General features: G+C 71.1%; 16 protein-coding genes and 1 pseudogene. 8 read left to right on the forward strand and 9 right to left on the reverse strand.

Going from position 1 to position 17641, the window contains the following annotated elements; all coding sequences use genetic code 11:
- Positions 1 to 95: 95 nt before the first annotated feature.
- Entirely contained in the window at positions 96 to 455 is a 360-nt protein-coding gene (locus StrepF001_RS22075; RefSeq protein WP_129799938.1) for an SsgA family sporulation/cell division regulator, read from the reverse strand.
- Positions 456 to 634: 179 nt separating this feature from the next.
- Here StrepF001_RS22075 and StrepF001_RS22080 point away from each other — a divergent pair, with 179 nt between their 5' ends.
- The 6 genes from StrepF001_RS22080 (at position 635) to StrepF001_RS22105 (ending at position 5594) form a co-directional block, all read left to right on the forward strand.
- Positions 635 to 1702, forward strand: a complete 1068-nt coding sequence (locus tag StrepF001_RS22080; protein ID WP_129799939.1) for an energy-coupling factor ABC transporter permease — start codon at positions 635 to 637, stop codon at positions 1700 to 1702.
- A gap of 1 nt (position 1703) precedes the next feature.
- A complete protein-coding gene (cbiQ, locus tag StrepF001_RS22085; RefSeq protein ID WP_129799940.1) occupies positions 1704 to 2465 on the forward strand; it encodes a cobalt ECF transporter T component CbiQ in 762 nt (253 codons plus the stop codon).
- Positions 2453 to 3220 (forward strand): ABC transporter ATP-binding protein, encoded by a 768-nt coding sequence (locus tag StrepF001_RS22090; RefSeq protein WP_129799941.1) that lies wholly within the window; start codon positions 2453 to 2455, stop codon positions 3218 to 3220. The genes cbiQ and StrepF001_RS22090 overlap by 13 nt, the downstream gene beginning before the upstream one ends.
- A gap of 46 nt (positions 3221 to 3266) precedes the next feature.
- Positions 3267 to 3728 carry a MarR family transcriptional regulator gene (locus tag StrepF001_RS22095; RefSeq protein WP_129799942.1) on the forward strand — a complete coding sequence of 154 codons (462 nt, stop codon included), beginning with the start codon at positions 3267 to 3269 and terminating at the stop codon, positions 3726 to 3728.
- 149 nt (positions 3729 to 3877) lie between these two features.
- The gene (locus tag StrepF001_RS22100; protein ID WP_129799943.1) at positions 3878 to 4348 is read left to right on the forward strand and encodes an organic hydroperoxide resistance protein; all 471 of its coding nucleotides are present in this window, start codon (positions 3878 to 3880) and stop codon (positions 4346 to 4348) included.
- Positions 4349 to 4433: 85 nt separating this feature from the next.
- A complete protein-coding gene (locus StrepF001_RS22105) occupies positions 4434 to 5594 on the forward strand; it encodes a serine hydrolase domain-containing protein (RefSeq protein ID WP_129800097.1) in 1161 nt (386 codons plus the stop codon).
- 25 nt (positions 5595 to 5619) lie between these two features.
- Here the strand turns inward: StrepF001_RS22105 and StrepF001_RS22110 are convergent, their stop codons facing one another.
- The gene (locus tag StrepF001_RS22110) at positions 5620 to 6162 is read right to left on the reverse strand and encodes a hypothetical protein (protein ID WP_129799944.1); all 543 of its coding nucleotides are present in this window, start codon (positions 6160 to 6162) and stop codon (positions 5620 to 5622) included.
- Between the two features lie 151 nt (positions 6163 to 6313).
- Complete coding sequence (locus StrepF001_RS22115; protein ID WP_129799945.1) at positions 6314 to 6589, reverse strand: DUF1876 domain-containing protein; 276 nt, start codon at positions 6587 to 6589, stop codon at positions 6314 to 6316.
- A 156-nt stretch (positions 6590 to 6745) separates the two neighbouring features.
- Here StrepF001_RS22115 and StrepF001_RS22120 point away from each other — a divergent pair, with 156 nt between their 5' ends.
- Positions 6746 to 8224, forward strand: a complete 1479-nt coding sequence (locus StrepF001_RS22120; protein WP_129799946.1) for a metallophosphoesterase family protein — start codon at positions 6746 to 6748, stop codon at positions 8222 to 8224.
- Positions 8225 to 8284: 60 nt separating this feature from the next.
- Here StrepF001_RS22120 and StrepF001_RS22125 read toward each other — a convergent pair whose 3' ends face one another.
- The 6 genes and pseudogenes from StrepF001_RS22125 to StrepF001_RS22150 all read right to left on the reverse strand — a co-directional run bounded on the left by StrepF001_RS22125 (position 8285) and on the right by StrepF001_RS22150 (position 14228).
- On the reverse strand, positions 8285 to 9124 hold the full coding sequence (locus StrepF001_RS22125) for a DMT family transporter (RefSeq protein ID WP_129799947.1): 840 nt from the start codon (positions 9122 to 9124) through the stop codon (positions 8285 to 8287).
- Entirely contained in the window at positions 9121 to 9627 is a 507-nt protein-coding gene (locus tag StrepF001_RS22130; protein ID WP_129799948.1) for a YbaK/EbsC family protein, read from the reverse strand. Before StrepF001_RS22130 ends, StrepF001_RS22125 begins: the two co-directional genes overlap by 4 nt.
- Positions 9628 to 9975: 348 nt before the next feature.
- Positions 9976 to 10160 (reverse strand): annotated as a pseudogene (locus StrepF001_RS22135) (DUF397 domain-containing protein).
- Entirely contained in the window at positions 10157 to 11002 is an 846-nt protein-coding gene (locus tag StrepF001_RS22140) for a helix-turn-helix transcriptional regulator (RefSeq protein WP_129799949.1), read from the reverse strand. Before StrepF001_RS22140 ends, StrepF001_RS22135 begins: the two are co-directional and overlap by 4 nt.
- Positions 11003 to 11245: 243 nt before the next feature.
- Positions 11246 to 13456: an MMPL family transporter gene (locus StrepF001_RS22145; RefSeq protein ID WP_129799950.1), complete on the reverse strand. Its 2211-nt coding sequence runs from the start codon at positions 13454 to 13456 to the stop codon at positions 11246 to 11248.
- A 172-nt stretch (positions 13457 to 13628) separates the two neighbouring features.
- The gene (locus StrepF001_RS22150; RefSeq protein WP_129799951.1) at positions 13629 to 14228 is read right to left on the reverse strand and encodes a TetR/AcrR family transcriptional regulator; all 600 of its coding nucleotides are present in this window, start codon (positions 14226 to 14228) and stop codon (positions 13629 to 13631) included.
- A gap of 156 nt (positions 14229 to 14384) precedes the next feature.
- Here StrepF001_RS22150 and StrepF001_RS22155 point away from each other — a divergent pair, with 156 nt between their 5' ends.
- The gene (locus tag StrepF001_RS22155) at positions 14385 to 17615 is read left to right on the forward strand and encodes a S41 family peptidase (protein ID WP_129799952.1); all 3231 of its coding nucleotides are present in this window, start codon (positions 14385 to 14387) and stop codon (positions 17613 to 17615) included.
- The last annotated feature ends 26 nt before the right edge of the window (positions 17616 to 17641 follow it).

Here is a 17641-nt window from a genome sequence, read left to right on the forward strand (position 1 = left end):
TGGGAGTGCTGGCATGGGCCGTCGGTCGTCTGCGGCGCCATCGTGGCTGGTCGCGCAGTTCCCCGCGCCCCTTCAGGGCACTTCGCCCGACCTGCTCAGCTGTGTACCGGCGTCGCAGCCGCCAGGTACGTCCGGCGCAGGAAGCGGATCAGGGTCTTCATGTCGAGCTGCACGACCGCCGTGCCCTGCGCGGAGTGGAACTCGACCACAGCCTGCACCCGCCCGCACGGCCACACCCGTACCTCGCCGTCGCCGGCCGGTGCGCGCAGGCCCTGTTCGAGCAGGGACCGGGAGAAGGACCACTCGTGCGGGCCGGGCAGACGTATGCGGACCGCGCGCGGGTCGATGTCGGGGTCGTAGCGCAGAACGACCGGAACCGCTCCCTTCTCCTCGAGTATCTGGACGTCCTCGTCCGTGACGATCTGGGCTCGTGCGTACTGTTCGACTACAGACATCGGACGGCCCTTTCACCCTGCGTGAGCTGTGCGGAAGCTATGCATCCACTTCCACTCCAATGTCCCATATTTTCGGGATTATGCTCGCCGGACGGGCGATGTCCTATGCACGCGCATGAAGCAACGGGAGACTGCCTCGCTCTTGCAAGACATTCGCATTAAGCCACTATCATCGAACGGTGCATGTACCTGACGGATTCATCAACGCCCCCACCTCCGCCGTGGCCGGCGTCGTCGCCGCGGGCGCCGTCGCCGTCAGTCTGCGTGGCGCGCGCCGCGAACTCGACGAGCGCACCGCGCCGCTGGCCGGTCTCGTGGCGGCGTTCATCTTCGCGGTGCAGATGCTGAACTTCCCGGTCGCGGCCGGGACCAGCGGACATCTGCTGGGCGGTGCCCTCGCCGCGATACTCGTCGGCCCCTACACCGGCGTCCTGTGCATATCCGTGGTCCTGCTGATGCAGGGCATCCTCTTCGCGGACGGCGGCCTGACCGCACTGGGCGTGAACATCACCGACATGGCGATCGTCGGTGTCGTCGTCGCCTACGTCGTCTTCCGCGGCCTGGTGAAGGTGCTGCCGCGCAGCCGGCGCTCGATCACCGCGGCCTCCTTCGTCGCCGCCCTGGTGTCGGTGCCGGCCGCCGCCCTCGCCTTCACGCTGCTCTACGCGATCGGCGGCACCACCGACGTCTCCCTCGGCAAGGTCACCACCGCCATGGTCGGCGTCCACATCCTCATCGGCATCGGCGAGGCCGCGATCACCGCGCTCACCGTCGGCGCCGTCGTCGCCGTCCGGCCGGACCTCGTGTACGGCGCCCGTGACCTGCGCCGGCCGCTGAAGCTGCGGGTCGGCGGCGAACTCGTCGACGCGCCCGCCGCGGAGCCGGTCGCCCTCGCCACGCGCTCTCACCGCAAGGTCTGGCTCGCCGGCCTGGTCACCTCCCTCGTCCTCGCCGGTTTCGTCAGCTTCTACGCCTCCGCCAGCCCCGACGGTCTGGAGAAGGTCGCCGAGGACAAGGGCTTCGCCGAGTCCGCCGAGGAACACGACATCGCCGACTCCCCGCTCGCCGACTACGGCGTCAAGGACATCGACAACGCCCGTCTGTCCGGCGGTCTCGCCGGTGTGATCGGGGTCGGCGTCACCGTCGTCGCGGGCAGCGGCATCTTCTGGGCGGTGCGCCGCCGGCGCAGCGACGAGGGAACCGACGTGTCGCCCGTCTCACCCACGAACACGAACACGGGCGTCTGACATGGGTGCGGGCCACGCCCACAAGCTCTACCGGGCGGGGTCCTCACCCGTGCACGCCCTGCCGCCGCACACCAAGCTCGCCGCCGGCTTCGCCTTCGTCGTGGTCGTGGTGTCCACCCCGCGGGAGGCGATGTGGGCGTTCGGGGCGTACGCCGTGCTGCTGGGCGCCGTCGCCGCCGTCGCGCGCGTGCCCGCCGGTTTTCTGCTCAAACGGCTGCTGATCGAGGTGCCGTTCGTCGCGTTCGCCGTGCTCCTGCCGTTCGTTGCGGAGGGCGAGCGCACCGAGGTGCTGGGCATGTCGCTGAGCGTCAGCGGACTGTGGGGCGCCTGGAACGTGCTCGCCAAGGGCACGCTGGGCGTCGCCGCGTCCGTGCTGCTGGCCTCCACCACCGAACTGCGGGAGCTGCTGCTCGGCCTGCAGCGGCTGAAGCTGCCGCCGCTGCTGGTGCAGATCGCGTCGTTCATGATCCGGTACGGCGATCTCATCACCGACGAGATGCGGCGGATGCGCATCGCGCGGGAGTCACGGGGCTTCGAGGCGCGCGGCATACGGCACTGGGGGGTGCTGGCGAAGTCCGCCGGGGCCCTGTTCATCCGCTCCTACGAGCGCGGTGAGCGCGTGCATCTCGCGATGGTCAGCCGGGGCTACGCCGGTGTGATGCCGGTGATCGACGAGGTGACCGCGTCCCGGGCGCAGTGGTCGTACGCCCTCGCGCTGCCGTGTGCCGCTCTTGTCGTCTGTCTGCTGGGATGGGTCCTGTGACTGCTTCTTTGGAGGTCTCCGGCCTCGCCTTCGCCTACCCCGACGGGCACCAGGCCCTCTTCGGCGTGGACTTCCGCGTCGAGCGCGGCGAACGGGTCGCGCTGCTCGGGCCGAACGGGGCCGGCAAGACCACGCTGGTGCTCCATCTCAACGGCATCCTCACCGGCGGCACGGGCTCGGTACGGGTCGCCGGGCTGCCCGTCGGCAAGAAGAACATGGCCGAGATCCGGCGCCGCGTCGGCATCGTCTTCCAGGACCCCGACGACCAGCTCTTCATGCCGACCGTCCGCGAGGACGTCGCCTTCGGGCCGGCTGCGGCCGGGCTGACGGGGGCGGAACTCCAGGCGCGCGTGCAGCGAGCGCTGGACCAGGTGGGGATGGCCGACTTCCAGGACCGGCCCCCGCACCATCTGTCCTTCGGGCAGCGGCGCCGGGTGGCCGTCGCGACCGTGCTGGCCATGGAGCCGGAGATCCTCGTCCTGGACGAGCCGTCCTCCAACCTCGACCCGGCCTCCCGTCGCGAACTGGCCGACATCCTGCGGTCCCTGGACGTGACCGTGCTCATGGTCACCCACGACCTGCCGTACGCCCTCGAGTTGTGCCCGCGCTCGCTGATCCTGAGCGACGGCGTCATCGCCGCCGACGGTCCGACCGGCGACCTGCTCGGCGACGACGCGCTCATGCGGGCGCACCGTCTGGAGCTGCCCTTCGGCTTCGACCCACGGTCGGTGCCGGCCGGGTCGGGGCCCGCGTGATGCGTTTCCGTGACCGCCGTCCCCCGGCGTCCGTGACAATGGGCACGTGACGGAACACGAGGACGCCGGGTCGCTGCTGCTGGACGAGCAGCTGTGCTTCGCGCTGTACGCCGCCCAGCGCGCGGTGACGGCCGCGTACCGCCCGCTCCTCGACGAGCTCGGTCTGACCTACCCGCAGTACCTCGTGCTGCTCGTCCTGTGGGAGCGCGGCGAGACCACGGTCAAGGAGCTGGCGGCGGCGCTCCGGCTCGACTACGGGACGGTGTCACCACTGCTCAAGCGGCTTGCGGCGGCGGGGCTCGTACGCCGGGAGCGCGCGGCGCACGACGAGCGCTCGGTGCTGGTTGCCTGCACGGGGCGCGCGGAGGAACTGAGGGAGCGTGCGACTCGCGTGCCGGGCGCGCTGCTCGCGACGACGGGGCTCGGCGCGGCGGAGGTCGCACGGTTGCGCGAGGAGTTGTGGCAGCTCGCGCAGCGGGCGGGAGCGGCGGCCGAGAGCGCCCGCTGACGACGCGCACAGCGCACCACGCGCCCTGTTACCCCCGGTCACTACCCCCCAGTAGCCCAACAAGCCCTACCCGCCAGTACCTTGTGCACGATGTACTTGCACGCCGCTGTGCTGCCTGCCGTTGTGTCCGCTCTGGGGGAGGTCCTGCCGTGACCGAAGACACCGCTGTCGAGACCGCCGTCGACACCGTCCTCGACACCCGCCCGACGAAGATCATGTACGTTGCCGAGGCCACCGCGCACGGCGGCCGGGACGGCTATGTCACCAGTCAGGACGGCCAGATCGAACTGAAGGTGGCGATGCCTCCGGAGCTCGGCGGCGACGGCAACGGCACCAACCCGGAGCAGCTGTTCGCGGCCGGCTACAGCTCCTGCTTCCACAACGCGCTGGTCCTGGTCGGCCGTCGGGCGGGCTACGACCTGTCGGGTTCCGCGGTCGCCGCGAAGGTCGGCATCGGCCCCAACAAGCAGCGCGGCTACGGCCTCGCGGTCGCGCTCAGCGTCTCCCTGCCCGTCCTCGACCCGGACATCGCCACGAAGCTGGTCGACGCGGCCCACGAGGTCTGCCCGTACTCGAACGCGACCCGCGGCAACATCGACGTCACGATTCTGCTGGGGTGACGAAAACCACCCGGAACCAAGGAATCGCCGGCCGTACGTCCGCGCTGCACCCACCGTCACAGGCGTGAGTGAACGGAGTGCGGACGTGGATGTGCACGGCACGGTTGCCGAGGGCTTCGAGCCGGTCAGGGCAGCGTTCGTACAGAACTTCGAGGCGCTCGGCGACCGCGGCGCGGCCGTGGTCGTCCACCGCGACGGGCACAAGGTCGTCGACCTGTGGGGCGGCACGAAGGACGTCGACGGCAGTGAGCCGTGGGAGCAGGGCACCGCGCAGATCGTGCGCTCGGCGACCAAGGGCGTCGCCGCCGCCGCACTCCTGCTGCTGCAGCAGCGCGGCGAGCTGGACCTGGACGCGCCGGTCGGCGAGTGGTGGCCGGAGTACAAGGCGGCCGGCAAGGAGCGGACCCTCGTACGGCATCTGCTCACGCATCGCGCGGGGGTGCCGGTCCTGGACCGTCCGCTGACCCCGTCGGAGGCGGCCGACCCGGACCTCGGCGCCGCGGCGGTGGCCGCGCAGACGCCGGTGTGGGAGCCGGGAGCGGACCACGGGTACCACGCGCAGACGTACAGCTGGCTGGTCGGCGAGCTGATACGGCGGGTCACCGGGCGTGAGGTCGGTGAGTGGATCGCGGACGAGATCGCGGGCCCGGTCGGCGCCGACCTGTGGCTCGGGCTCCCCGCGGACCAGGCCGCCCGGGTCGGACGCGTCGGGCAGGTCGCGCCCCCGGAGCCGGCCGGCGCACTGAGGACGCGCCCCAAGCGAGCCGTGGCCGACGCCTACGCCGACCCCGCGTCCCTCACCCGCCGCGCCTTCGCCGCGATCACGCCCCTGCCCGACGAGAACGACCCCGCCTACCGCGCCGCCGCCCTCCCCGCCTCCAACGGCATCGCCACGGCGGAGGGCCTGTCCCGCTTCTACGCCGCGCTGATCGGCGACGTGGACGGCGGGCAGCGCCTGTTCACCCCGGAGACGGCCGAACTCGCCCGCGCCGAGCAGTCCGCGGGCCCCGACCGCACCCTTGTCATCACCACCCGCTTCGGCCTCGGCTACATGCTGGACGGCGCCGCCTCCCCGCTGCTCTCCCCGGCCTCCTTCGGCCACCCGGGCCGCGGCGGCGCCCTCGGGTTCGCCGACCCGGAGGCCGGCATCGCCTTCGGCTATGTCACGAACGGCTTCCGCAAGAGCGTCACGGCGGACCCGAGGGCACAGGCACTGGTGCGCGCGGTACGCCAAGCCATCGCGTAGCAACCACACAGCGACCACGGGTGGGTCACTTCGTGACGGCCCGGAACTGCCACGCCTGACGCACGTCGCCCTTCCGGGGGAGCTGAAGGTCGACGCGGGGCGGGTAGACCGCCAACGGGCTCCGGTCGAGGACCAGTTCGCTGTCGGGAGCCTGGAGGTGGAAGGCGAGGAAGCCCCTGCCCGTGTGCAGCGCCGGGCTCAGCCCCCACTCGTACGGGGTGCTCGTCGTCACGGCGAACCGGTGCGGCCGGAACGTGCCCTGATGGCCCACGTAGGTGTTCTGCCGGATGTTACGCAGGGCGATGTTGCCGTGGGTGAGCCGCACCACCTCCCACTCCTGGGCGCCCGGCGCCGCACCGGGCGGCAGGATGACGAGCGGTTCGTCGACGCCCTGGGCGGTGAGGAGCTGCCCGGGGTTCTTGGCGATGGTGTAGGTCCCGCCGGCAAGGGGCGCCGGCCGGCTCGTGGCGGCCGCCGCCCGGGGGGCACCGGCGGTGAACAGGGCGGCCAGACTGGTGGCGGCGACGGTGCCGAGCGCACGGCGTCGGCTCAGAGGCTGTTGCGTCATGCGCCGATCGTGCCGCGTCGCCGCCTCCCGTGAACCGCCCTGGGCCCGTTTGACCAGGCCTTTCCCCCGGTCGGGCGACCTGACGGCCACCTCCGGTTGTGCGTACGGCCAGGACGTAACTGCCGAGACGTACGACTAGGACGTACGGCGATCAGACGTGAATCGGGTGCGACGTCCGCCCGGACACCGAGTCGATCTCGCCGTGCGCCTTGGTGAGCAGCTGCATCGCGAGCTCGTTGAGCGCCCGCGCCCCAGCGATCTCCTCGCCGACCCTTGGCTGATTAGGGTCGGTGTGGTGCCGGCTGGCGTGCCCGTGGGCTCGAACCTCACTCCCGTCGGGCAAGCGCACCAACGCGGCTGCCTTCGTGTGCGTGTCGTCCTCCTGAAACTCCAGTTCGACATGCCATCCCACAGCGGTGTGCATCATGACGATCTCCTCCGGAACCCGTGTTTCCAGGGCTGCTTCCAGGGTGCCCCTTCGATGCCCGAGTTGTCGCGCTTCCATCGCACTTGCCGCGCTCCGGACCCGATGCCGCCGCCGTGACCACGGCCGCCGTTCACTGCCGCAGGGCACGAAGACGGCATGCGCTGCTGCCTCTCCGCTCTGTCCGCCCTGTCTGCGCTCCCCGCCCCCCATCACGTCCTGCGCTCCGCCGCGTTGCTCGCCCCGTCCTCCTGCACGGCCTGCGCACCCCGGCCCCCGCCACGCCCGGCACCCGACGCCGTCGCCGCCGTCCACCTGGAACTGGTCACCCTCACCGAGGACCACGCCGTCCTCACCTGGTTCACCGGCGTGCCCGGCACCGACGACGGCCTCGGCCGGATGGTGCCGGCGATCACCGAGGGCGAGGTGGTGTACGGCACCCATCCCGCGCGGCTGAACCGGGTCGCGGGCGAGGACCGCCCCACCGCCCACCATCACATCGAACTCACCGGCCTGGAGCCCGGCCAGACGTACTACTACCAGGCCCGTTCCCGGGGCGTCGCCGCCACGCCCACCCCGCTCCACCTGACCGGCGGCAACGCCGTCGGCACCTCCCGGCACGGCCTCGGCTCCCCGGCGGCCCTACTCCTTCACCACTCCCCAGCCCCGCCCGGCCGCCACCTGCTCTCCCTGGCCCTCTGCAACGACCTTCACCTCGGCGAGACCACGGCCGGTCTGGTGGCCGGCCTGCCCCTGCTGCGCGGCGTCTCCCAAGCGCCGGGCCGAGCACCGTACCCGGAGATCACCACCCGAGCCGTGGTGAGGGAGGCACGGCGCCGCGGTGCGCACCTTCTGCTGGCCGCCGGGGACATATCGGCGGGCGGCGCGCCCCGCGACCTGGCCACGGCCCGCCGCATCCTGGACGGTTTCGGCGCCCTCGGCCGCGACTACTTCGTCGTACGCGGCAACCACGACCGGGCCGGACCCGACGGCGACGCGTTCCGGACGGGCTTCCCCGGCCTCCCCTACTTCGCCCATGACCTGGGCGGACTGCGCATCATCGGCCTCGACACCTACGCGAAGACGGGCACCGGCGCCGACGCGGGCGGGCTGGGTGCGGAACAGCTGTCATGGCTGCGGACGCGACTGCGGGAGGCGAGGGAACAGCCGACGCTCGTCTTCGGCCACCACCCCCTCACGGTCCGGGACTCGCTCTTCCCGGTGAGCGCGGGCCAGCGCCTGTCCCGGCGTGACGCACGCGCGATCCTCACCGCGTACGCCGCCGCGCGCGGCGTCTTCCTCCACCACGCCGGCCACACCCACCGCAACAAACGCACGGTGCTGCCGCAGGCCCCGCACGTCACCTTCCAGGAGGTCAGCGCCGTCAAGGACTATCCCGGCGGCTTCAGCCTGCTCCGGCTCCACTCCGGCGGCTACGCCCTCAACCACTACACGCCCCGCGACGCCCCCGCGCGTGCCTGGGCCGAACGCAGCCGCCGGGTGGCGGGCGGCCTGTGGCCGCACTACGCCCTCGGCCGCTCGGTCACCGACCGCAACAGCGTCCGTACCCACGACCTGTCCGGCATCGCCCGCCCGGCACCCCGGGAGCCGGCGACGGGCCGGCTCACGGTGGCCTGAGCCGCAGGCCGACACCACTGACCGCCGAACAAGACCGAACGGCCGGTCACCCTCCTCAACTCACCGCAGCATCAACCCGATCCCGGCCACCAGCAGCCCGGCGGCCACGATCCGCGGCGTACCGAACCGCTCCTTGAACACCACCGCCCCGATGGCCGCGCCCACGATGACCGAGGACTCGCGCAGGGCGGAGATGGGCGCGAGTTCCGCGCGGGTCTGCGCCCACAGGATCAGCGCGTACGCCCCCACGGACAGCCCCGCGCCCAGCAGTCCGAGCCCGAGGAACGGCCGCAGGCGCGCGGGCGTCTGCGTACGCCAGCGGTACACGGCGTACGCCGGTATCACCATTCCCTGCACCGCCATGAGCCACGCGACGTACCCGAGGGGCGAGCCGGACGCCCGCACGCCCAGCCCGTCCACCACCGTGTACGCCGCGATCGACAGCCCGGTCGCCAGCGCCGCCCCGATCGCCGCCCAGTCCGGCCGCCGCCCGCGCAGCCCCCACAGCGCGGCGCCGGTGAGTCCCGCGCAGCTCAGCGCGATGCCGGCGACCACCCAGCCGTCCGGCACCTCGTGTGCGAAGACGGCGGCGAGCACGGTGACGGCCAGCGGCGCACTGCCGCGCGCGATCGGATACGCCTGCCCGAAGTCGCCGAGCCGGAAGGACGTCATCAGCAGCGCGTAGTAGGCGATGTGGATGGCGGCGGAGGCGAAGAGATACGGCCACGCCTGCACGGCCGGGAAGGCCACGAACGGCACGAGCGCGAGCCCGATGACCAGGCCTCCGCCCGAGATGAGCGCGAACCCGACCAGCTTGTCGGTGATGCGGTGGGCGATCGCGTTCCAGCTCGCGTGGGCAACGGCGGCCAGCAGCACGGCCGCCGTGACCAGCGGCGTCACGCAGCCCGCTCGCGCACGTCCACCAGGGTGCCGCCGGCATGGGCGATCAGCGCCCTGGGTTCCATCGGGAACACGGTGTACGGCGTCCCGGCGGCGGCCCACACCACGTCATGGTCGAGCAGCGACCGGTCGGCGAGCACCCGCGTCGCCGTCCGGTGCCCGAACGGCGGTACGCCCCCGATGGCATACCCCGTTGTCTCCCGTACGACGTCGGCGCCGGCCCGCATGACCTTCGCGGCGCCGAGCTCCCGCCGCACGAGCTCCACGTCGACGCGGGACGCCCCGTCCATGAGGACGAGCACCGGGACCCCGTCCGCCGCGAAGACCAGCGACTTGCAGATCTGGCTCAGCTCGCACCCGATCGCGGCGGCGGCCTCGGCGGCGGTACGGGTCGCGTCCGGGAACCGGCGGACACGGCCGTGCAGTTCACGGAGCCCCAGCGCGTCGAGGGCCTCGGCGAAACGGGGATGAGCTCGTGAAGTTCCGGCATCCGAAGTGGTCATGAACGGCACGCTAGCGGTCCGTGTACGGCACATGCGACCGGGTTACCAGCGGCTCGCACGCCGCCACACTCCCCGAGCATGGCGATATGTCCCGTTTCCTGTTAGCGGCTTACGGATGAAGGGCTGGCGGCCGCGTCCGGGGCCTGTGACCGGCAAGCCGGTCCCCCGGGGCTCCGATGCCACCGACCCGGCGTACCGCCACCCCGATGCCGCGCCCGCCCAACCCGGCCGCCCCGCAGCGATGGAGGCGACCGCCTGCCTCGGCCACCCGCCTTCCGGGCCGCTCGCTCGCTTCTCACCCGGGCCGTGGAAGCACGACACTGGCAAAGAAGCGAGCGGCCCCGATGGTCACTTCGCGAGGTACGTCAGGAAGTCGGTCCAGGTGTGGGGGCGACGGTGAGGTGGGGGGTGTTCGGGGTCTTGGAGTCGCGGATGTGGATGGTGGCGGGGGTGGTGGCGACCTCGACGCAGTCGCCGGGTTCGCTGCTGTCGCTGTAGCTGCTCTTGAACCAGTGGAGTTCGGCGGTGCTCATAGTCTCCCCAGCGCTTGCTCGATGAAGGCTTGCGACTCCCTCGGCGTGAGAGCCTGCGCCCGGATCATGCCATAGCGCAGCTCAAGGATACGGAGATCCCTGGGGCTCTCGACCGGACGCGCGTTGAACACACCGCTGGAACGTCCGATCGCCGTGCCGTCGGCGAACTTCAGCACCTGGATCAGGCCCGACGCTCCAGCGTTCTCCTGCCGGTCGGTCGGCATGATCTGAAGCGTGACGTTCCGCAACTGCCCTACCTCCAAGAGGTGTTCGAGTTGTCGGCGCAGCACCATCTTCCCACCGTAAGGCCGTTCGAGTGTCACCTGTTCCTGGACGAAACTGAGCGTCGGCGCGAGCTCCCGCTCGAAAACGGCCTTCCGAGCCATGCGTGCGGCGGTCTCGCGCTCTACGACGTCTTCGCTGAGTGCGGGCTGCCTCATCTCGAACAGCGTTCGCGCGTACTCCGGAGTCTGCAGCAGGCCATGGAGGTTGTGGCTGCCGTACAGCAGCATCTCCACCGCCCGCTCCTCCAAGTCCGCGAGATCCCGCACCTTCTTCGGATACCGAGCCTTCTCCATGTCCTTCTTGAACGCCTTGAGATGCCCCTGCGCCTTCAGGACGTCGTCCGCTCTGTCCAGGAACTCCGGCCGGGGAATCCGCTGTCCCCGCTCCATCTTGCGGATCATGTCCTCGCCGTAGCCCATGACCTCCCCGAAGTCGGCCACCCGCATGCCCGCAGCTTCCCGGCACACCTTCAGCAGCCGCCCCACCGCCTCGACCACCGGTTCGATCTCGTCCCCGGGTTCGACATCCCAACCGGCCTCGTCCGCAACCTCGTTCATGCCCCACCTCCACCGCGCAGTCGTACCCCTACAACCCCTGAGACAGCCGAGACAGCACGAGACAAAGCCGAGACAGTCCCGCTACGCACACTCGTCGACGCCCTGGCCGTCCCCTGGGGTGTGGCCGCCGGTCCGGCACCGCGCAAGACGGTCTGGGCCGAAGCGAGCGCAGAAGGAAGCCGGTGAGGGCAGCCCCGTCCCCACGGAACCCTCACCGGCTGGTCTTGAATCAGAAGCGGTGCGTCAGACGCGTACCAGCTCCCTCTCCTCATCGGGATCCGCGTCCTTCGACTGCGCCTTCAGACCCTCGCCCTCGACGTCGACGTTGGGCAGGGCGCGGTCCAGCCACTTCGGCAGCCACCAGGCCTTGTCGCCGAGCAGGGCGAGCACCGCCGGGACGATCGCCATGCGGACGATGAACGCGTCGAAGAAGACCGCGATCGCGAGGCCGAAGCCGATCATCTTGACCATCGACTCGCTGGAGCCGATGAAGCCGGCGAACACCGCCATCATGATCACTGCCGCGGCCGTGACCACCCGCGCGCCGTGCCTGAAGCCCGTGACGACCGCCTGGCTGGGCTTCTCGCCGTGGACGTACGCCTCCCGCATCCGGGTCACGAGGAACACCTCGTAGTCCATCGCGAGGCCGAAGACGACACCCACCATGAAGATCGGCATCATCGACATGATCGGGCCGGTCTCCTCGACGCCCATCAGGTCGGCCATCCAGCCCCACTGGAAGACCGCGACCACGGCACCCAGCGCCGCCAGCACGCTCAGCAGGAAGCCGAGGGCCGCCTTCAGGGGGACCAGGATCGAGCGGAAGACCGCGATCAGGAGCAGGAACGCGAGGCCCACCACCAGCGCCAGGTACGGGATCAGCGCATCGTTCATCTTCTGCGAGAAGTCGATGTTCATTGCGGTGGTGCCGGTGACCAGCACCTCCGCGTCCGTGTCGGCCTTGATGTCCGCGCCCGCGTCACGGATGCCGTGGACCAGGTCCTCGGTCTCGGTCGACGAGGGCTTGGAGTCCGGGATCACGGTGATCGTGTAGGTGTCACCGGCCTTGTTGGGCGCCGCCGGGGCCACCGTGACGACGCCCTCCAGGTCCTTGATCTCGTCGGTCACCGTGGCGGCGGCCGCCTGGGGGTCGTCGCTGGACTTGGCGTCGACCACCACCATCAGCGGACCGTTGAAGCCGGGCCCGAAGCCCTCGGACAGCAGGTCGTAGGCGCGGCGCTGGGTCGTCGACGTCGGCTGCGAACCGTCGTCGGGCAGGCCCAGTTCGAGCGAGCCGACCGGGGCCGCGGCGGCGCCCAGGCCGATGATGCCGAAGAGGAGGACGGCGACGGGACGGCGGACGACGAAGCTCGCCCAGCGCGTGCCCATGTTCGGCTTGTTCTGCGCCGACGACTTCCGGCGTCCGAGCAGCTTGCTCTTCTCCCCCGCCGGCTGCACCTTGCGGCCCGCGTATCCGAGCAGCGCCGGGATCATCGTCAGCGCGATCAGTACGGCGATGACGACGGTGCCCGCTGCGGCGAAGCCCATCTTCGTCAGCATCGGGATGTTGACGACCGCGAGTCCGGCCAGGGCGATCACGACCGTCAGGCCCGCGAAGACCACCGCGGAGCCCGCCGTGCCGACCGCCCGGCCGATCGCTTCCTCGCGGTCGCGGCCCTCGGCGAGTTCGGCCCGGTAGCGGGAGACGATGAACAGCGCGTAGTCGATGCCGACGGCGAGGCCGATCATCATGGCCAGCGTGGAGGTGGTGGAGCCGAGTTCGAGCGTGTTGGCGAGGGCCGTGATGGTGGCGACGCCGATGCCCACGCCGATGATCGCCGTCAGCAGCGGCAGTCCGGCCGCGACCAGCGAGCCCAGGGTGATCACCAGGACGACCGCGGCGACCGCGATACCGATGATCTCGGTGGTGCCGGTCTCGGGCGTGGCCTGGAGCGCGTCACCGCCGACCTCCACGGTCAGCCCGGCGTCCCGCGCGTTCTGCGCGGCCTCCTCCAGGGCTTCCTTGGTGGAGTCCTCCAGCTCCATGCCGGAGACGTCGTAGCTCACCGCCGCGTAGGCGACCGTGCCGTCCTTGCTGACGGCCTGCGCCTGGTACGGGTCGGCGACGGAGGCGACCTCGGAGCCGTCGGACAGCTCCCGGACGGTCTCCTTGACGGTCGCCTTGTTCTCGGCGTCGGTCATCTTCTCGCCGTCGGGCGCCTTGAAGACGACCCGGGCGGTCGCTCCGTCGGCGCTCATGCCGGGGAAGCGGTCCTCCAGCAGGTCGAAGGCCTTCTGGGCCTCGGTGCCGGGGATGGAGAAGGAGGTGGTGCCGGCGGCGGGGGCACTGGCGGCGCCGACGCCTGCGAGCGTCAGCAGCGCCACCCATATCAGGGCGACGAAATGCCGTCGCCGGAAGGCGAGCCGGCCGAGTTTGTAGAGGAACGTGGCCACGAGGGCGTCTCCCGGTCAGGTCGTGGGGTGTTCAGGGCAGGGTTGATCAACCCGGGGGGTGGCAGGGGTGATCGGCCCGACGACGATGGGGGCGCCCCCGGCCTGAGCGGATTCGAAGGCTGGGGGAGGTCGCGTCAGGTACTGGTCGGGTACTAGCTGAGGGGGATGCGGCTCAGGTGGTGGGCGCGCCGAGGGCGGGGAGGACCACGGCGTCGATGTACGAGATGAGGAAGGCCCGGTTCGGCGGCTGATCCTCGATCAGCCCCCGGGTGACGAATGCGCCGATCATCATGTGCACCACGAAGTCCAGCGCCGGGTTGTCCGCACGGATCTCACCCCGGTCGATGGCGCGCTGCAGCACACGACGGAACTCCGTCATCTCCGGCTCGATGAGCTGTTCCCGGAATTCCCGCAGCAGGTCGGGGTTGTTGTGCACCGCCATGGCCAGACCCCGCATGAGCGCAGCGTTCTGTTCCATCTGGCAGTCGTCCGCCAGCTCCATGTGGGCATGCAGGTCGCCCCGGAGCGTGCCGGTGTCGACGCCGGCGAACGAACCCGGTTTGTTGTGCTGGATGGCCTTCACGACCAGCTCGGCCTTGCCGCCCCACTGGCGGTAGAGCGTGGCCTTGCTGGAGCGTGTCCTGGCGGCCACGGCGTCCATGGTGAGGGCGTCGTAGCCGACTTCACGGAGCAGGTCGAGCACGGCCTCGTACAGCTCGGCCGCGCGCTCGGGAGTGATACGACTGCGACGCGGCGTTGCGACCTCAGCCATTCCGCTCACCTTCCTGTTCCGAACGACACGGTTTCGTACACGACGAAGGTAGCGCAACCGCCATTCGAAACGAAACCGTTTCGTACGTGTCCTGCGTCACGCACGGTCAGTTTTTCACGATTTGCTCCACTTCGTCCCCGGGCAAAGCATGGAAAGGTGACCTATCTGCGTCTGCCCCACCTCAGCGGTGACCTGCTGTGCTTCGTCGCCGAGGACGACCTCTGGCTCGCCCCGCTCGACGGCCCGGGCCGCGCCTGGCGGCTCACCGTCGACCGCACCAAGATCGGCCATCCTCGCTTCTCGCCCGACGGCCGCCACCTTGCGTACACGAGCTGGCGCAGCCTCGTCCCGGAGATCCATCTCGTCCCGGTGGAGGGCGGTGCGGGACGCCGGCTGACCTACTGGGGCAGCGCGGACACCCAGGTCTGCGGCTGGACCCCGGACGGCGACATCCTCGCCGTCGCCTCGCACGGCGAGCCCTTCTCCCACTTCACCTGGGCCTACAAGGTCTCCCCCGACGGCGATCCGGGCCGCAAGCTGCCCTGGGGGCCGGTCTCCGACATCCAGGTCGCCGACATCGAGGGGGAGCGCAGGACACTTCTCCTCACCGGCACCCCACCCCACGAACCGGCCTCCTGGAAGCGTTACCGGGGCGGGGCGACGGGCCGGCTGTGGCTGCACGGGCAACGCCTGCTCGCCGACCTGAACGGCCATCTGCACTCCCCCCTGTTCGTCGGCGGCCGCATCGCCTTCCTCTCCGACCACGAGGGCGTCGGCAACCTCTACTCGTGCGCCTACGACGGCTCCGACCTGCGCCGCCACACCGACCACGACGCCTTCTACGCCCGGCACGCCTCCAGCGACGGCACGCGGGTCGTGTACCAGTGCGCGGGCGACCTGTGGATCGTCGACGATCTGGCCGCGGACTCGGCGCCGCGCCGCCTCGACGTGCGCCTGAGCGGGCCGCGCGCGGGCCGGCGTACGTACCAGGTGCCCGCCGCCCAGCACGTGAACGGCATCTCCGTCGACGAGACGGGCCGCGCGAGCGCGGTCGTCGTACGAGGGAGTCTCTACTGGCTGACGCACCGGGACGGACCGGCGCGCACGCTCACCGACACGCCCGGCGTACGGGTCCGGCTCCCGGAGATGCTCGGCTCGGGCGGCCAGGTCGCCTACATCACGGACGCGGAGGGCGAGGACGCGATCGAGATCGCCTATCTGCCGCGGGCCACCGGCGACCGCGAGCCGCGGCGGCTGGCACAGGGGGAGCTGGGACGCGTCCTGGAGATGGTCTGCGATCCGCAGGGCGAGCGGCTCGCGATCGCCGCGCACGACGGCCGGCTGCTGCTGATCGACGCGACGGAGGACTCGAACGGTGAAGTGACCGAGCTGATCCGGTCGATCAACGGACCGGTGCGGGACCTGGCCTTCTCGCCGGACGGGACGTGGCTGACGTGGTCGCACCCGGGGATCGGGCGCACCCTGCGCCAGATCAAGATGGCCCGCATCAAGGACCGTTTCATCGTCGACGTCACCAACGGCCGCTTCGAGGACGAGAACCCGGTCTTCACCCGCGACGGCCGCTATCTCGCCTTCCTCTCCTGGCGCGGCTTCGACCCGGTGTACGACGTCCACACCGGCGACCTGTCCTTCCCGCTGGGCTGCCGCCCGTACCTGGTCCCGCTCTCCTCCGCCACGCCGTCCCCCTTCGCCCTGAGCCCCGACGGCCGCCCGGCCGCCGGCGGCCTGGACCCGGTCGAGGAGGAGGAGCCCGGCGAGGCCGGCGCGGTGACCGTGGAGATCGAGGGCCTGGAGAGCCGGGTGACCCCGTTCCCGGTCGCGGCCTCCAAGTACTCGGCGCTGGCCCCGGTCGCGGGCGGCGGACTGGTCTGGCTGCGCTGGCCGATCTCGGGCGCACTCGGCGAGACGTTCGTGAACCCGGACGACACCAGCGGCCGCCCCACCCTCGAGTACTTCAACATCACCAAGGCGAAGAAGTCCGAACTCGTCCAGCACCTCGACCTCTTCGCGGTCAGCGGCGACGGCACCCGGCTCGTCGTGGCCGACGAGGGCGACCTGCGCGCGGTGCCGTCCACGGAGTCCGGCGACAGCGACACGACGACCTGGATCGATGTGCGCCGGATCATGCACGAGGTGGATCCGGGTGCCGAGTGGCGCCAGTCGTACGAGGAGGCGGGCCGGCTCATCCGCGCGTACTTCTGGGACCCGGGGATGTGCGGCATCGACTGGGACGCGGTCCTGGAGCAGTACCGGCCGCTGGTCGACCGGGTGGCGTCGCCGGACGAGTTCGCCGACCTGCTCCGCGAAGTGCTGGGCGAGCTGGGCACCTCGCACGCCTACGTCTCCGCCGCCCGCCGCAACGAGGGGCCGGCGCAGTACCAGCGCTGGCAGGGCCTGCTCGGCGCCAACTTCGTGCGCCGGGACGACGGTTGGACGGTCAGACGGATCCTGCCGGGTGACTCCTCCGACTCCAAGGCCCGCTCCCCGCTCGCCGGTTCGGGGATCCGGGAGGGGGCGATCCTGACCCATGTGGACGGACGCCCGGTGGATCCGGTGGCCGGCCCCTACCCGCTCCTCGCGGGTGCCGGCGGTACGACGGTGGAGCTCACGTTCACCCCGTCCGGGGGCGAGGGACGCTCCCGCCGGGTCGCCGTCATCCCGCTCGTCGACGAACGGCCGCTGCGCTACCAGGACTGGGTGGCCAAACGCCGTGCGGTGGTACGGGAGTTGAGCGGCGGCCGCTGCGGCTATCTGCACATCCCCGACATGGGCGGCTCCGGCTGGGCCCAGTTCAACCGCGACCTGCGGATGGAGGTCTCGCGGCCCGCGCTGATCGTGGACGTGCGCGGCAACGCCGGCGGGCACATCAGCGAACTCGTCATCGAGAAGCTGACCCGCACGATCCTCGGCTGGGACCTCACCCGCAACGCCCAGCCGGTGTCGTACACCTCGAACGCGCCCCGCGGGCCGGTGGTGGCGCTGGCCGACGAGGCCACGTCCTCGGACGGCGACATGATCACGGCCGCTTTCAAACTCCTGAACCTGGGCCCGGTCGTCGGGCAGCGCACCTGGGGCGGAGTCGTCGGCATGACCGGCCGGCACCGCCTGGGCGACGGCACCGTCATCACGGTCCCGATGAACGCGGCCTGGTTCGACGCCTACGGCTGGTCCGTCGAAAACCACGGTGTCGCCCCCGACTTGGAGGCGCTGCGCACCCCCCTCGACTGGGCGGAGGGCCGCCATGCCCAACTCGACGACGCAGTCCGGCTGGCCCTGGAGCTCCTGACGACCAATCCGGCGGCCACACCCCCGGACCACAGCGACATCCCGAACCGCTCCCGCCCCAAGCTCCCGCCGCGGATCTGAGCGCCGCCCCCGTGAACGAAGGAACG

The sequence above is a fragment of the Streptomyces sp. F001 genome (assembly GCF_004187715.1).
GTDB classification, from domain to species: Bacteria; Actinomycetota; Actinomycetes; order Streptomycetales; family Streptomycetaceae; genus Streptomyces; species Streptomyces flavusporus.

What these genes read in the sequence shown, in the direction of transcription:
- StrepF001_RS22075 (WP_129799938.1), bottom strand. Translation starts at nt 455, where the DNA reads ATGTCTGTAGTCGAACAGTACGCACGAGCCCAGATCGTCACGGACGAG.
- cbiQ (WP_129799940.1), top strand. Translation starts at nt 1,704, where the DNA reads ATGGGTGCGGGCCACGCCCACAAGCTCTACCGGGCGGGGTCCTCACCC.
- StrepF001_RS22090 (WP_129799941.1), top strand. Translation starts at nt 2,453, where the DNA reads ATGGGTCCTGTGACTGCTTCTTTGGAGGTCTCCGGCCTCGCCTTCGCC.
- StrepF001_RS22110 (WP_129799944.1), bottom strand. Translation starts at nt 6,162, where the DNA reads ATGACGCAACAGCCTCTGAGCCGACGCCGTGCGCTCGGCACCGTCGCC.
- StrepF001_RS22115 (WP_129799945.1), bottom strand. Translation starts at nt 6,589, where the DNA reads ATGATGCACACCGCTGTGGGATGGCATGTCGAACTGGAGTTTCAGGAG.
- StrepF001_RS22120 (WP_129799946.1), top strand. Translation starts at nt 6,746, where the DNA reads ATGCGCTGCTGCCTCTCCGCTCTGTCCGCCCTGTCTGCGCTCCCCGCC.
- StrepF001_RS22130 (WP_129799948.1), bottom strand. Translation starts at nt 9,627, where the DNA reads ATGACCACTTCGGATGCCGGAACTTCACGAGCTCATCCCCGTTTCGCC.
- StrepF001_RS22140 (WP_129799949.1), bottom strand. Translation starts at nt 11,002, where the DNA reads ATGAACGAGGTTGCGGACGAGGCCGGTTGGGATGTCGAACCCGGGGAC.
- StrepF001_RS22150 (WP_129799951.1), bottom strand. Translation starts at nt 14,228, where the DNA reads ATGGCTGAGGTCGCAACGCCGCGTCGCAGTCGTATCACTCCCGAGCGC.